This window comes from Novosphingobium sp. HII-3 (assembly GCF_002916655.1).
GTDB lineage: Bacteria > Pseudomonadota > Alphaproteobacteria > Sphingomonadales > Sphingomonadaceae > Novosphingobium > Novosphingobium panipatense.
The window spans coordinates 122,894-137,776 of the sequence record NZ_PPSM01000081.1 but is presented as its reverse complement, the minus strand read 5'-3'; the positions used below and the strand labels follow the sequence as shown (position 1 = coordinate 137,776).

The following is a 14,883-nucleotide window of genomic DNA, read 5'->3' as shown; positions in this document are numbered from 1 at the left end:
CTTCCGCTCCGCTACAGCCGCTTCCCCGCTGCCGAGAGCGTCCAGCCTCAACCATGAGGCTTTTTATTCAAACCAACTGGCCCCTTTTTAAACCGGTGCCTGGCCCAATTTTATCCCGGCGTTGACAGTTCGGCGCGGCGGCCGCAGATCACCACGTGGGCACCGCGCTTTGCCAGCAGTGCCGCAGTCGCGAACCCGATGCCGTCGCTACCACCTGTGATAATTGCAACCTGTCCGCTGAAGTCCTGTGCCATCGCCAATCCTGCTCCTTGTCATGCCGTTCCGGGCCAAGTTGGGATTGTCCTAGCGGCACAACGCAATTGACGCAAGCATCAGCATCATGGCAGAGCAATGCGTAGATAAATCAATAGCTGTTTACGAAAAACGATTTTGGAGAGAAGAGTGGCCGATCTTTCGGGAAAGGTGGCGCTGGTCACCGGCGCTGGGCAGGGCATCGGGCAGGGCATTGCAATGGCGCTTGCCAATGCGGGGGCTGCGGTTGCGGTTACCGGGCGAACCCAGGCGAAGCTGGACGCGACTTGCGATGCCGTAGCCGCGGCAGGTGTAGAAGTGATGGGGATCACTTGTGACGTCAAGGACCCGCTGGCGCTGCGGGATCTTGTGCAGCAGGTCCGCGCACAGCTGGGCGGAATCGACATCCTCGTAAACAATGCGCAGGAGGTGCCGAACGGAAAGCTGCTGGACGTCAGTGACGAGGCCTTCCAGGCCGGCTTCGATTCCGGCCCTCTAGCCGCATTTCGCCTGATGAAGGCCGTTCATCCGATCATGGTGGAACGCGGCGGCGGCACGATCATCAATCTCGCCTCTTCTGTTGGAGTGCGCTGGGACATGACCGGCTATGGAGCCTATGCTGCGGTAAAGCAGGCTCTGCGTTCGCTGACCCGCGCTGCGGCGGCAGAATGGGGCGACGTGGGTATTCGCGTCCTTACCGTTGCTCCACATGGTAAGTCTCCCGGGCTGGAGCGCTGGCTGCGCGATAATCCTGAAGAAGGCGCGGCCTTCTTCCGCACAATTCCACTGCGCCGGATCGGTCGACTGGTCGAAGACATCGGCACTGCCGTCGCCAGCCTGTGTGGAGACGAATTCTCGTACCTGACTGGCGCCACCATCCCGCTTGACGGGGGGCAGGCCAATTTCGACTGACGTAGTTCAGCCCTTCGCGCCGCGGCAACTTACGCCACCAGAGCTAAGAAAATTTCAGAACGCGTATTTTTGAGCTTTTGTTTCTTCGCAAAGTGAAACATATTGGCATTCAATAATCGGCTATGCGTCGAATCCATGAGAGGGGACTCAATTGCGTAAGATTGCGCTTGTCACCGGCGGCAGCCGAGGAGCCGGTCGAGGTATCGCTCGCGGTTTCGGTGAACTTGGCTATACCGTATACGTCACGGGGCGCACGCTGCAATCGGGTGCGGCAAAGGGTTGGGACGGCTCGATCCTGCCCGGAACGGTCGCGGAAACCGCTGCCGAAGTGACCGCCGCTGGCGGGCAGGGCATCCCGGCCATCTGTGACCATGCCGACGACGGGCAAGTCGCAGCGCTTTTCCAGCGCATCATGGACGAGCAGGGGCGTCTGGACGTTCTCTTCAACAACGCCACCTACATCCACTCCCAGCTCATCGAAAAGAAGCCCTTCTGGGAAAAGGATCTCGACGCCGTCAGGATCATGGGTGTGGGCCTGCGCTCGGCCTACGTCGCGTCGTGGCATGCGGCACGCATCATGGTTCCCCAAGGCAGTGGCATCATCGGCTTCGGGTCTTCGTTCGGAGGATCGTGCTACATGCATGGGCCCGCTTACGGCGCGCAGAAGGCAGGTATCGATAAGCTCGCGCATGACATGGAGCATGACCTGCGCGGGTCCGGCGTTGTCGCCGTTTCGATCTGGATGGGTCCGCTGGTCACCGAGCGCTCGCTTATCGCGCAGAAGACCAACCCCGAGCAATACGAAGACTTCATCGACAGTGCCGAGAACCCGGAGTTCACCGCGCACGTCGTCGATGGCATCGACAAATCGCCGCGCCGCGACGAGCTGTCCGGCCAGACGCTGATCGCAGCGGAAATCGCCCGGGAGCTTGGCATAACCGACCGTGGCAAGGAACGGCCCAGCTACCGGGAGATGCTGGGGAGCCCCCGGGAGAAGAACCCGGCAGCGGTCTACTAAACGAGCAAGAGGGAGAGAGCCGCAGTGGGTGACGAAGAGGTGGCAATTCGCCATCCGGCCACAGAACAAAGCGTGGATGGCGTGACGGAGATCGACCCGATCTTCACGGCCCTCACCGCACCCGGGGCGCCGTTCGCCATTGGTGAGCGCGATGGCATCCGGCAGTTCCTCAACGCCCCGTCTGATCTCAACCAGATGATCGAGCGGGCTCGCGCATTCGGTGACCGGACCTTCATCGTCGAGGAAGGTGACGACGGCCGCCAGCGCCGTCTGAGCTTCGAGCAGGTGTTCGCATGGCGCGATCAGCTCGTGTCGATTCTGGGAATCGCGCGTGGCGATCGCGTGGCGATCTGCATGCGCAACCGCACGGAATGGATCGTCGCGTTCCTCGCCGTGCTGAAGGCGGGCGGCGTCGCCGCCGTTCTTAACAGCCGCGGTGCTCCGGCGGAACTCGTCGCGATGATCGACGATGTCGGCCCAAGGGTCGTGGTCGCCGATACCGATCGTGCCAGGCTGATCCGGGCGGGGGGCTACTCGGGTCGCCTGCTCGACCTGACCAGACCGTTCGAGGACGACGTTCGGCTTGAGACCGGCGCAGAGCCGCTTGGGGATCTGGGTGCCGCTGCTCCGGGTGATCCGTGCGCCATTCTGTTCACGTCGGGCACCACCGGCAGGGTCAAGGGCGCCGTTCTCACGCATCGAAGCATCATTACCGGCCTGATGGGGGTCCAGCTTTCGGGCATGCAGGTTCTGCATTCGACCGCCAATGCGATGGGCATGCCGGTGGACACGTTGTTGCAGCACATGCCGCAGCAGGCCGCGCTCCTGGTCTACCCGCTGTTTCATATTTCCGGTCTGGGTTCGGCCTTCCTGTCTCCGATGCTGGCGGGCGCGAAGGTCGTCATCATGCGGCGCTGGGATGCGCAGGACGCCATGAGGCTGATGAGTGAGGAGGCCATCACCATGTTCTCCAGCGTCCCGACCATGCTGTGGGACGTGCTGCAGAAGGCCAGGGGTGTCGAGGCTGACCTTTCGAGCATCCGCAACATCGGCGTGGGCGGGCAGGCCTTGCCGGTCAATCTGCTCGACGAGATCAGGGCGGTCTGTCCTCAGGCAATGATGGGCACCGGCTATGGCATGACCGAATGTTCGGGTGCCATCGCCCAGGCTGTAGGCCACGAGTTCGTGCGCAAGCCGTCTTCCGCCGGTCGCGTGCTGCCCCTCGTCGATATCCGCATAGAAGGTCCCGACGGCACTGAGCTTCCTGCCGGTGAGGTGGGTGAAATCGTCCTGCGCGGCGCACAGATCATGCAGGGGTACTGGAACCGGCCGGAGGAAACGGCTGCCGTTCTTTCGCCCGACGGGTGGCTGCGAACAGGAGACATCGGCCTTGTGGACGAGGAGCGCTACGTCTTCATCGTCGATCGCAAGAAGGACATGGTGATCTCCGGCGGAGAGAACATCTACTGCGCCGAAGTCGAGCGTGCGCTCGGGTCGATGCCGCAGGTTTCCGAATGCGCCGCTTTCGGCATTCCGGACGACAGGCTGGGCGAACTGCTCGTCATGGTGGTCCGGGCCGAAGGCGTGTGCGAGGCGGACGTGATCACCTGGATCGGCGAGCGCCTCGCCCGCTACAAGGCGCCGGGACGGGTCGTCATCACGCGTGAGCCATTGCCGCGCAACGATGTGAGCAAGGTGGACAAGGTGGCGCTGCGCAAGGCCTGGCCCACCATGTCGGGAGGGAAATGACAATGGGAATGCCGAAGAATATCAAAGTCATCGATGCAATGCTCGGGATTCCGGAAGCGGAAGACCGTTCGGAATGGTTCGCTCCGTTCCGGCCGCTGATAAAGGATCAGCAGACGCTGCAGCAGTTCGCCATGCCGGCGCAGTACATGTTCAAGGATATCCCGCAGAGCGCCGGGGTCGACGATTTCGTCAAGTGGACCGTGGACGAGATGGACCGCTTCGGGATCGAGCGTGCCATGGTGGGGTGGAACGACAACGCGACGTCCCGCCGTGCCAAGGAGATGTACGGCGAGCGCTTCTTCTTCGACCTGCCGTGCGATCCCAACCGGGGCATGGAGGAAGTGGCTCGCATCCGTCGCATCCATGCCGAGGTCGGCCTTTCGGCGCTCAGCGTGTTCCCGGCTGGAACGCTTCCCCAGGTTGCGATCAATCATAAGTATATGTTCCCGCTTTACACGGTGGCGTCGGAACTGGGCCTGCCGATCTGCATCAACGCCGGTATTCCCGGCCCTCGCATTCCCATGGAAACGCAAAAGGTCGAATATCTCGACGAAGTCTGCTGGTTCTTTCCCGACCTCAAGGTGGTGATGCGCCACGGCGGTGAACCCTGGGCCGATCTCGCGGTGAAGCTGATGCTCAAGTGGCCGAACCTTTACTATTCGACCAGCGCATTCGCGCCCAAGCACTATCCCAAGGCGATCATCGACTACGCCAATACACGCGGTGCCGACAAGATCATCTACGCCGGTTACTTCCCCATGGGGCTCAGCCTGGATCGCATCTTTTCGGACATGGAGAACCTGCCGCTCAAGGACGAAGTATGGCCCAAGTTCCTGCGCGAGAATGCCGTCAAGGTCTTCAACCTCAAATAACTGGAAAAGCGGAGTAACGCCCATGGCCGAAGCTGATATACCTGCCCCTGGCGACGCTCGTACGCCGCCGGTCGCCGTCTGGCAGATCCTCGAGAAGCTGCGCGGACAGGACCTTGTCGACTGGCGCCTCGCCAATGTCGAGGGCCGCGCCAGCGTTGAAGAACGCAACCTCGACATCGGGTTCCCGTTCGGCTGGTACGCGATGCTGCCCTCGGCGGATCTGGCCGCCGGCGAGGTCAAGCCACTGCGCTACTTCGCCAAGGATCTCGCCATCTGGCGGGGCGAGGATGGTGAAGTCCGCATGGTTGATGCCTACTGTCGCCACCTTGGGGCGCATCTGGGCCACGGCGGCAAGGTCAGCGGCAACCTGCTGGAATGCCCGTTCCACGCCTGGCGCTATGACGGCACCGAGGGGAATGTGAAGGAGATTCCTTACACGAAGATCATCCCGCCGCAGGTCAAGCGCAAGTGCATCCGCACGTGGCACATCGTCGAGGCAAATCGCTGGATCTGGGCGTGGTATCACCCTCACGACATCGAACCGCTGTTCGAGCCCGTCCATATCCCGGAGTGCTCAGACCCCGACTGGACGGATTACGAGGTCTTCGAGTGGAATGTCTGGGCCAACATCCAGAACATGGCCGAGAACGGCGTGGATGTGGCTCATTTCAAGTACATTCACGGCACGTCCAACGTGCCGCTGGGCGAATTGCGCTGGAGCGAGTGGGGCCGCGGTGCGGACGTGCGCGCGAAGATGGGGACGCCCTGGGGCGAGGTCGATGGCTGCATCAGCTACGACACCATGGGGCCGGGCCAGAGCTGGACGCGCTTCACGGGCATCTCGGAAACGCTCCTGATCGCCTGCATAACGCCGGTCGATCTCGACCATGTCCACACCCGTTTCTGCTTCACTCAGCCGCGCAGTCAGGCCGAGGGGGAGCGGGCCGGGGTGGCCAAGGCCATCATCCGCGACATCTGCAAGCAGTACGACCAGGACAAGGTCATCTGGGATCGCCAGAAGTTCGAGCCTGAGCCGGTAATCTGCGCCGGGGACGGCCCCATCGCAGACTTCCGCAAGTTCTATTCGCGCTACTACGTCGAAGGCGAGGGCGTACCCGCCTCACGCAAGCGCGACTGAACATGCTCACCCGGCGCGAAGTCGTGGCAGGAGTCTCGGTGTCGGCAGGCGCGCTGCTGGCACCGGCCGTGCAGGCGCGAACTGGAGAAGGAAACGCGGGCGTGCTCGACGAAAACGACGCTCTCGGCCTTGCCGAACTCGTCCGCAAACGCAAGGTCTCGCCGACGGAACTGCTCGACGCGGCGATCGCTCGTGCCGAGGCAACGAACCCGCGTTTCAACTTCATGGCCCAGGAGCTCTATGATCTCGGGAGGCGCGCCATCGCACAAGGGCTGCCGCAAGGTCCCTTCACGGGAGTTCCCTGGCTGCTCAAGGATCTGCAGGTCTACAAGCAGGGGGAACTGACGCGAAACGGCAGCCGCCTCTACCGCGACTACCGGCCCGATGTCACATCCGAACTCGTCAGGCGCCATGAACGTGCCGGCTTCGTCATCTTCGGCAAGACGACGACGCCGGAGTTCGGGCTGACCGGAACCACGGAAAGCGCCTTGACCGGCGCAACCCGCAACCCATGGGACCCGAACCGCATAGCAGGCGGCTCCTCGGGGGGCGCTGCGGCAGCGGTTGCCGCGGGTGTCATCCCTGCGGCCCACGCGAGCGATGGCGGCGGCTCCATCCGCATTCCCGCCTCGTGCTGCGGCCTCTTCGGCCTGAAGCCGAGCCGCGGGCGTGTTCCCATGGGGCCCCTGCGCACTGAAGGGTGGGGCGGGCTCTCCACCTATCATGCGATCACTCGCAGCGTGCGCGATTCAGCCGCCATTCTGGACGCGACGCATGGAGTGGAGCCCGGCTCGCGCTACGGAGCTCCCTCGCCGGACGGAACGTTCCTTTCGAATGTCGGCCGGGATCCCGGCTCGCTGCGGGTGGCGCTGATGACGCGGCCGATCTCAGGAAGTCCGGTCGATCCCGAATGCATCGAGGCGGTCCGGAAGGCCGCTCTGCTCTGTGAGAGCCTCGGACACATCGTTGAAGAAGCGAACCTCGAGCTTGATGCCGCCGCACTTGGCCAGGCCAGCTTTGCGATTATCGGACCTGCCGTTGCTGCGGATGTGACGGACAGGGCAAGGCGGCTTGGCGTGACGCTCGGGCCCGATCTGCTTGAGCCGATAACGCTGGGCTTCGTCGAGTATGGCAAGACCTTCTCGGCTATGGATCATGCAAGGGCGGGTAACGTCCTGCAGGAGGCGGCCGTTCGCGTCGGGCAGTTCATGCGCCGCTATGATGTCGTGTTGATGCCCACCTTGGCGTCACCGCCGCTGCCGATCGGCCGGATCGGCCTTTCTCCCGATTGCAGCTTCGAGGAGTGGGGACGCCGGACCTCGGAGTTCTCGCCGTTCTGTCAGGTGGCGAACTGGACCGGGCAACCCGCGATGTCCGTTCCCCTCGCCCATTCCGCCAGCGGCCTACCTATGGGTGTGATGTTCCTTGGGCGTTATGGCGAGGAAGATCTGCTGTTCCGTCTGGCGGGCCAGCTTGAGCGCGCGGCACCGTGGAAGGACCGGCGTCCGACATTCCCGTGATGCTCTCATGCCCGACCGCGTCTTAGGGACGCGGCGCGGTCGGCTCAGTCGCTGCCGAGGTCCGGAGCCCAGGCGACGCCATTGATATGCGCTCCGCCATCGACGAACAGCGTGTTGCCGGTCACGTAGCGGCAATCGTCGCTTGCGAGGAATGCCGCCACGCCGCCGATGTCGGCTTCCGGATCGCCCATGCGGCCCATCGGATTTGCCGCTTCGATGCGTTCCATCATCTCCGGCTGCCCGGCCATGATGCGCCGTGTCGAGGCCGCCATGGCTGCCGGGCAGATGACGTTGCAGCAAATGCCGTAAGGGGCCCACTCCCGAGCCGCCGTGCGGGTTAGGGCGCGCAAGGCCTCCTTCGCGGCATTGTAGTCCGCGCTGCCCATGTGCGCATTGACACCGTTGAGCGAAGCGATGTTGATGATGCGCCCCCAGCCTTGCGCCTTCATGTGAGGGAATACGGCCTGCATCGTCCACTGCGTGGCATAGACCCCGAAGCGCAGGGCGGCATCGAACTGTTCGTCAGTTTTCCGTTCGATGCGCGCCACTCCGGAACCGCGCCAGGCATTGTTGACGAGGATGTCGACCTTGCCGGCCCGGGCCATGAGGCGGTTGACGCTGGCCTTGTCAGTGACATCAACGGGTTCGAACCGCGCCTGCAGCCCCTGCTCGACCAGTTCCCTGGCGGCCGCACTCCCGGACTCCTCGTCGAATTCCGCGATGATGACGGATGCCCCTTGTGCCGCCAGCCGTCGGGCGATGCCGTTCCCTACGCCCCCGCCGGCCCCGGTCACGACGGCGACCCGCCCGTTCGGTTCATTTGGCATATTCTCGCCTCCCCATTGCCTCTACTGCGGATTCAGTCCGCATAGCTGTGGCAAAAATATTGATAATCGTCCAATCGCGTATAAAGTGACGGCTGATAAAACGCAAAGGAGGGTAAGATGCGAGGCTTGAAAGACAAAGTCGGCGTCGTGGCCGGGGGGGCACGCGGGATAGGCGCAGCAACGGCCCGGCGCCTCGCTGAAGAGCGCGCCTGTGTTGTCATTGGCGATCTTCTTCTCGATCTGGCCCAGGCCGTCGCCGAGGACATAGCCGCCAAGGGAGGACGGGCGGTCGCCGTTCCTCTCGACGGCACGAGCGCTGAATCGCAGGCGGAAATCGTTCGCAAGGCGGTCGAGGCGTACGGCCGTCTGGACTTCTACCACTCCAATCTCGCGGGCGGTACGGACGGCGATATCGATGCGCTCAATTGCCCGGTGGAGGTGCTCGACAAGAGCTTTGCGATCAACACCAAAAGCCACTTCCTGGCGACGCAGGCGGCACTGCCGGTGATGCTGGAAAGTGGCGGGGGCGCGATGATCTACACCTCTTCCGGTGCTGCAGCGAACGGCGCGGCATGGCAGGTCGCCTACCCGATGACCAAGAATGCTATTCACGCGTTGGCGCGCCATGTCGCACAGAAGTGGGGCAAGCAGGGCGTTCGGGCCAACGTGATCTGTCCGGGCCTGGTTTTGACCGAGGCTGCCGGCGTTCATCTGACGGAAGAGTTCCGCAAGCAGGGTCTTGAAGCGGTGCCGCATACGCGCCTTGGCAAACCGGAAGATATCGCGGCCGCCGTGACGTTCCTCGCCTCCGAGGACGGGGAATGGGTGAACGGACAGGTCTGGTACGTGAATGGCGGAACCCTGAAGCGTGACTGACGGCCGCCCGCGTCTCAGTAATCCCTGGTTGGTCCTGACCACGCTTCTGTTCATCTACATCTTTAACTTCGCTGACCGCTTCCTGATCACGGGCCTCGTGGGACCGATCAAGGCTGAGTTTGCCGTGGGTGACGGCACCATGGGACTGCTGATGGGCCCGGCATTCGTCCTGCTGTACGTCCTTCTAGGCGTACCGCTCGCACGCCTTGCTGATCGCGGTTCGCGGATAAGGATCATCGTCGGTGGATGCCTCCTGTGGAGCGTGGCAACGGCGGCTACCGGCCTTGCGAAGGGTGTCGTCGCTCTGGCACTGGCCCGCGCGGCCGTCGGGATCGGCGAAGCGGCTTTCGTGGCGCCGGCTTATTCGCTGCTTTCCGATTACTTCCGCGCCGAACGACGCGGCCTGGCATTCGCCATTCTCGGCCTGGCGACCTACTTCGGGCAGATGGCCGGGCAGGCTGGCGGCCCGGCTATCGCAGCCCATTTTGGCGACTGGCGCCTTGCCTTTATCTTCATGGGCTGCTGCGGGGTGCCGCTGGCGCTTGCCGCTCTGGCACTTGTCCGCGAACCTCCTCGCGAGCAGCAAGGCCAAGCGCAGCAAGTGGGACAGATCGCCTTCTTGGACCTTGTCGCGGTCCTGATCCGCACCCCCGCCTATCTGCTGCTGATGTTCGGCTTCGCGCTGGGCGCACTTTCGGGCGTGGCTTTCGGAGTGTGGGGACCTGAGCTGCTGACCCGGATTCATGCTCTCGACCCGGTGGACGTGAAGTCGGCCTTTGCGATTAACTTCGGTGTTTCAGGCTTGCTCGGCATGCTCGCGTTCGGAGCTCTCTCGGATCGCTTCGCACGATCGGGGATGCACTGGCCGGTGCGGCTGTCTGCCCTGGCGATCGCATCGGCGACACTCGCGGTTCTTGCCGTCTTATGGATGAAGACCTTCACTGCGGCCATGTTCGTGGCGGTGCCTGCCGGCCTGCTGGGTGGAGGCTGGTCGGTCGGCTTGCTGGCGACGCTGCAATACATTCTTCCCGCGCGCTTTCGGGCAAGCGCCACCGCTCTGTTCATCGCTGTCACCACCGTCGGTGGCTACTTCGTCGCTCCCTGGATCACCGGGGCGCTGAGCGAAGCTCTGGGCGACGACGCTGCGTCGCTGCGCATGGCCCTTACGCTAGTCATACCCATCGGATTTGCCGGCGCGGCACTGGCGTGGATCGCGTCGGCCAAGGTGGAAGCGGCAAGGGCGAACCTGAACGGCGCCCGGGGGGAAGCGAAAGCCGTCGCCAATGAATCGGCACAGCGCTAATGCGCGTCTTGACATTGCGATGCGCCTTTGCCCCTTTGCCTTCCGCCGCTAGATCAATCCGAAATCATTCTCGCGCAAGGCGAAGCGCCGGTAAGTGATGGATGGATGGCACCTCCCGGGGCGATCTATGGTTACGTTGCTGCAGGTGAATCGAAATCGAAGGCCGCTCTGCCGCCAGTTATGAAGGAACGCTCCACTGCATGCGGGATAATTTCAACGTCGACGACGTCGACATGGCGATCGTCGCGCAGCTTCGCAAGAATGGCCGCGCGACCAACCAGCAGATCGCGGATCTGCTCGGCCTGACGGCCGCTACAGTGTCTGCCCGTATCCGTCGCATGGAAGAAGCGGACCGGCTTCGTGTCGTGGCGGTGTCCGACTTCGCGGCCCATGGCTACAATGTCCTGATGCAGGTGGCGGTCGCTGTCGACGGTCGACCTGCCTCGGAAGTGGCGGCGGAGCTTGCCGAATTTCCCGAGTGCTTTGCCGCGCATCTGGTCACCGGCCGATACGACATCGACCTTCTGGTCGTCCTTCACGACTTCAACGATCTACCCAAACTGCTGCTGGACAAGTTTTCGCAGGTCAAGGGCATTCGGTCTCTGACGCCCACGATCGCAGTTGACGTGATCAAGTACAAGTTCGACGTCGCCCCCATCTCCAGCGGAGCCAATTGATGAGCACCCCCAACCTTGACGATCTCGATCGCCAGATGATCGAGATCCTGTCGCGCGATGCTCGTGTTTCGAACCGGAAGATCGCAGCCGAACTGGGGGTCACGGAAGGAACCGTGCGTGGCCGCATCAAGCGGCTGCAGCAGGACCGGCTGATCTCGTTCACCGCCATCACTGACTTCGGTATGGCCAACGCATCGAACATCGCGTTCATCGGCGTGCAGGCCAGCGTCGAGCACGTGCGCGACGTGGCGCGGCAGATTGCCGAACTGCCCGATGTCAACGCCGTCATCATCACGATGGGGCAGTTCAACATCTTCGTGATCGCGTTGTTCGACGGGCTGGAATCGCTGTGGGCGGTTGCCTCTGACAAGATACTCGCGATGCCGCACGTGCACCACGTGGAGACCTCGATCGGCGTGAACACCGTGAAGTACAACGCGCGCGTGGTCCGCATTACCGAATCGGACCAGGACTTTTGATGGTGCGCAGCAAATAGGCTTATCTTCTACGCATTTCGTCGTCTCCTGGCGAGTTTACCGGGTTGTGCCGTAAATCAGTTGCTACGGGTGTGCGAATTATATATCTCTCTGGCATCAATGGAGAGAGATGATGGCGACGACTGCGGATTATAAGCTCGGAGAATTCACTTTCCCGCGCGGCTGGTTCATGATCGGCAAGTCCGAAGATGCGACCTCCGTGCCGGTGGGCGTGCGGTACTTTGGCCAGGACCTTGTGCTCTACCGTGGAGAAAGCGGTAACGCTTACCTGATGGAAGCCTATTGCCCGCACATGGGTACGCATCTGGCTAAGAACACCACGTCCTATGTCATCAAGGACGGGGTCCACGTTCAGGGCGATAACATCCGTTGCCCTTACCATGGCTGGCGCTTCGGTCCGGACGGTCAGTGCAATCAGATCCCCTACTCCCCTTTGAAACCGCCCAAGGCCGCGAAGCTGAAGTCGTGGAAGGTGGTGGAGCGTGCGGGCTGCCTCTGGGTGTGGAACGACCCTGAGGGCATGGAAGCGGACGTCGATCTGCCTCCGTTCGAGCAGTGGGATGCGCCGGGCTGGGTGAACTGGAATGTGCGCCTGCTGGGCGAACTGGTTTGCCATCCGCAGGAGATCGTCGACAACATGGCGGACAAGGCTCACCTCGAGCCCGTTCATGGTTCGATCGAGATGGAGTACTTCCATAACGAATTCGACGGTGTCGTGTGTCGACAGTACCTGGCGGCGGGCCATAAGACGCTTGCGTCCGACGGGGGCGAAGTGATGACCAACGATACCTGGTACGTCGGCCCCGGCATCCTTCAGTCGACCATGCTCGGCGAATATCCGTCACACATGCTGATCGCCCATACGCCCATCGACGATGGGGTCGTGAAGGTGTGGTATGGCCTCTTCGTGAAGGTGCCCAACGATGAGCCGACGGAGGCCGACCGCGCCGTGGCACGCGGCTACGAGGATGCAGGCGTCGACGCCTTCGCGCAGGATTTCGAGATCTGGGGCAACAAGCGGCCCTGCTTCTCGCCGATGATGGTTCGCGGTGATGGCCCGTTCGACAAGGTTCGCCTCTGGTACAAGCAGTTCTACAACCCTCGTACCCAGGCGGAGACATACCAGAAGCGCGTCGATGGTCGCTACACGACCCGGGGGACCAAGGAAGCACCCTGGGAATCGGCGGCTTGAGCGGTAGGCGCTGATACAAGAAAGGGCGGATTAACCTCCGCCCTTTTTTCATCACGCTCGAGCGGATGCGGGTTCAGGTAGCGGTGGCGCCGCCATCAATGACAAGCGGGTGTCCGGTCACGAAGCTAGCCTGATCCGAACAGAGCCACAGCACAGCCGCAGCGATCTCCTCGGCCTGCCCCATGCGGCCCATCGGGGTCATGCCGCTGATGACATCGCGCATCCGGGGATCGGCGACGAGCGGAGCCGTCATCGGTGTTTCGATGACGCCGGGGCAAACCGCATTCACGCGGATGCCCTGCCGGGCCCAACGCAGTGCTCCGTGCCGGGTCAGCCCGATCACGCCATGCTTGGTGGCGGTGTAGGCGGGCTGCTGACCGTTGCCCACAAGGCCATTGATGGACGCGGTGTTGACGATGGCGCCCTTGCCCTGTGTCAGCATGACCTCGGCTTCCTCGCGCATGCAGTACATGACGCCCGACAGGTTGATGCCGAGGCTGCGATCCCATGCCTCGTCCTCATATTCGTCGGCACCGAGGTTGTTTATCCCGGCGTTGTTGTGTGCAAAGTCCAGCCGGCCGAACGCCTCCACGGTGCGGGCGACCAGCGCCTTTACTTCAGACCTTTTGGCGACATTGCAGGATGCGAAGATCGCTCTACCACCGGCTGCCTCGATCTGCTGCGCCGTTGCCTCACCGCCCTCGATATTAACATCGGAGACCACGACAGCAGCACCCGAGGCGGCGAAGCCCAGAGCCGTCGCGCGACCTATTCCTCCACCTGCGCCGGTGACGAGCGCAACCTTTCCGTCCAAGCCGTAGTGCATGCCTATCCCTCTTTCAAATGCGTAATTGTTGATCTATGCTTTAGCGCAAATGACATACAGCACAGGAATCTGAAAGCAAATGCGTACCATTGACGCTCTGATGGCCCCATTTGCCCTTGGATCCATAGAGATGCGCAACCGTATTGTCATGGCGCCGATGACGCGGGACCGGGCTGGCCCGGGTGACGTTCCCAACAACCTGATGGTGGAATACTACGCCCAGCGCGCCAGTGCCGGACTCATCATCACGGAGGGGGTTCAGCCGAGCAAGGCCGGGAAGGGCTACTGGCGTACGCCGGGAATCCACTCGCAGGAGCAGATCGAAGGATGGCGTCGGGTCACCGATGCCGTTCATGCGCGTGGCGGCGCGATCGTGATGCAACTCATGCACTGCGGCCGGGTCGTCGTCCCTGCAAATCGCGGGTTCGAGGCGGACATCATCGCGCCTTCGGCGATCGCCTGTCCGGCGCTGGTGCCGGGGCCGGATGGCGTACCCGTTGCCACCGCGATGCCGCGCGCCGCCACACTTGCGGACATCGATCTCCTCGTCGACGAGTTCGCGCAGGCGGCGCGCAATGCGATCGCGGCCGGCATGGACGGCGTGGAACTGCACTGTGCCAGCGGATACCTGATCCACCAGTTCCTCAATCCGGCCAGCAACAAGCGCGACGATGAATTCGGCGGCTCTGTCGAGAATCGGATTCGCTTCCCGATCGCGGTGCTGCACGCGGTTGCCGACGCAATCGGCGGCGATAAGGTCGGGTTCCGGATTGCACCGGGCAATCCCTACAACGGCATGGACATCACAGAGCCGGCAGCCACCTATGCCCCGCTGTTGAAGGCTGCCGATGCGCTGGGGCTGGCCTATGTGCATGTGATCGACATGCACCTTGAAAATCTCGACACCCTGGCAATGGTCCGCGCCAACTGGTCCGGCGCCGTCATGGCGAACGACAGCCAGAAGGTCGAAGGGGCGTGCAGGCTGCTGGAAACCGGCCTGGCGCACGTCGTGAGCTTTGGCCGCGCCTTTATTTCCAACCCTGATTATGTCGAACGCATCTGCGCTGGCGCTCCGCTCGCGCGGGTGGACTTCGCGCATGTCTATACAGGGGAGGAGAAGGGCTACACGGACTATCCGACGATGGCGGTCCTGGCGGAGAGCCAGGGCTGACCGGAAAGGCGCGTCAGTTCGACCGGTGGATACAATACCGGCAGGCATGAGTG

At 62.7% G+C, this 14,883-nt stretch carries 15 protein-coding genes; 12 read left to right on the top strand and 3 right to left on the bottom strand.

Going from position 1 to position 14,883, the window contains the following annotated elements:
* Window positions 1-110 precede the first annotated feature (110 nt).
* Complete coding sequence (locus tag C2R25_RS19545; protein ID WP_103730778.1) at window positions 111-254, bottom strand: SDR family NAD(P)-dependent oxidoreductase; 144 nt, start codon at window positions 252-254, stop codon at window positions 111-113.
* Window positions 255-402: 148 nt separating this feature from the next.
* On the opposite strand from C2R25_RS19545, the gene C2R25_RS19540 reads away from it, so the two are divergent.
* The 6 genes from C2R25_RS19540 to C2R25_RS19515 all read left to right on the top strand — a co-directional run bounded on the left by C2R25_RS19540 (window position 403) and on the right by C2R25_RS19515 (window position 7,461).
* Window positions 403-1,164, top strand: a complete 762-nt coding sequence (locus C2R25_RS19540; protein WP_103730777.1) for an SDR family NAD(P)-dependent oxidoreductase — start codon at window positions 403-405, stop codon at window positions 1,162-1,164.
* A 151-nt stretch (window positions 1,165-1,315) separates the two neighbouring features.
* Complete coding sequence (locus C2R25_RS19535) at window positions 1,316-2,182, top strand: SDR family NAD(P)-dependent oxidoreductase (protein ID WP_103730776.1); 867 nt, start codon at window positions 1,316-1,318, stop codon at window positions 2,180-2,182.
* A gap of 24 nt (window positions 2,183-2,206) precedes the next feature.
* Window positions 2,207-3,931, top strand: coding sequence for a class I adenylate-forming enzyme family protein (locus C2R25_RS19530; protein ID WP_233204160.1), 1,725 nt, complete (start codon window positions 2,207-2,209; stop codon window positions 3,929-3,931).
* 8 nt (window positions 3,932-3,939) lie between these two features.
* Entirely contained in the window at window positions 3,940-4,803 is an 864-nt protein-coding gene (locus C2R25_RS19525) for an amidohydrolase family protein (protein ID WP_346770669.1), read from the top strand.
* Window positions 4,804-4,825: 22 nt separating this feature from the next.
* Entirely contained in the window at window positions 4,826-5,941 is a 1,116-nt protein-coding gene (locus tag C2R25_RS19520) for a Rieske 2Fe-2S domain-containing protein (RefSeq protein ID WP_199183881.1), read from the top strand.
* 2 nt (window positions 5,942-5,943) lie between these two features.
* Window positions 5,944-7,461 (top strand): amidase, encoded by a 1,518-nt coding sequence (locus C2R25_RS19515; protein ID WP_103730774.1) that lies wholly within the window; start codon window positions 5,944-5,946, stop codon window positions 7,459-7,461.
* A gap of 44 nt (window positions 7,462-7,505) precedes the next feature.
* Here the strand turns inward: C2R25_RS19515 and C2R25_RS19510 are convergent, their stop codons facing one another.
* Window positions 7,506-8,288, bottom strand: coding sequence for an SDR family NAD(P)-dependent oxidoreductase (locus C2R25_RS19510; RefSeq protein ID WP_103730773.1), 783 nt, complete (start codon window positions 8,286-8,288; stop codon window positions 7,506-7,508).
* Between the two features lie 117 nt (window positions 8,289-8,405).
* Between C2R25_RS19510 and C2R25_RS19505 the strand changes: the two genes are divergently transcribed.
* From C2R25_RS19505 to C2R25_RS19485, 5 genes are all read left to right on the top strand, one after another.
* Window positions 8,406-9,164, top strand: coding sequence for an SDR family NAD(P)-dependent oxidoreductase (locus tag C2R25_RS19505; protein WP_103730772.1), 759 nt, complete (start codon window positions 8,406-8,408; stop codon window positions 9,162-9,164).
* Entirely contained in the window at window positions 9,157-10,467 is a 1,311-nt protein-coding gene (locus C2R25_RS19500; protein ID WP_103730771.1) for an MFS transporter, read from the top strand. Before C2R25_RS19505 ends, C2R25_RS19500 begins: the two co-directional genes overlap by 8 nt.
* Window positions 10,468-10,667: 200 nt before the next feature.
* Window positions 10,668-11,144 (top strand): Lrp/AsnC family transcriptional regulator, encoded by a 477-nt coding sequence (locus C2R25_RS19495; protein ID WP_103730770.1) that lies wholly within the window; start codon window positions 10,668-10,670, stop codon window positions 11,142-11,144.
* Complete coding sequence (locus C2R25_RS19490; protein WP_103730769.1) at window positions 11,144-11,623, top strand: Lrp/AsnC family transcriptional regulator; 480 nt, start codon at window positions 11,144-11,146, stop codon at window positions 11,621-11,623. The genes C2R25_RS19495 and C2R25_RS19490 overlap by 1 nt, the downstream gene beginning before the upstream one ends.
* 130 nt (window positions 11,624-11,753) lie before the next feature.
* Window positions 11,754-12,833, top strand: coding sequence for a Rieske 2Fe-2S domain-containing protein (locus tag C2R25_RS19485; protein ID WP_103730768.1), 1,080 nt, complete (start codon window positions 11,754-11,756; stop codon window positions 12,831-12,833).
* A 73-nt stretch (window positions 12,834-12,906) separates the two neighbouring features.
* Here C2R25_RS19485 and C2R25_RS19480 read toward each other — a convergent pair whose 3' ends face one another.
* Window positions 12,907-13,659: an SDR family NAD(P)-dependent oxidoreductase gene (locus tag C2R25_RS19480; RefSeq protein WP_103730767.1), complete on the bottom strand. Its 753-nt coding sequence runs from the start codon at window positions 13,657-13,659 to the stop codon at window positions 12,907-12,909.
* 100 nt (window positions 13,660-13,759) lie between these two features.
* Between C2R25_RS19480 and C2R25_RS19475 the strand changes: the two genes are divergently transcribed.
* Window positions 13,760-14,830, top strand: coding sequence for an alkene reductase (locus tag C2R25_RS19475; protein ID WP_233204159.1), 1,071 nt, complete (start codon window positions 13,760-13,762; stop codon window positions 14,828-14,830).
* Window positions 14,831-14,883 lie beyond the last annotated feature (53 nt).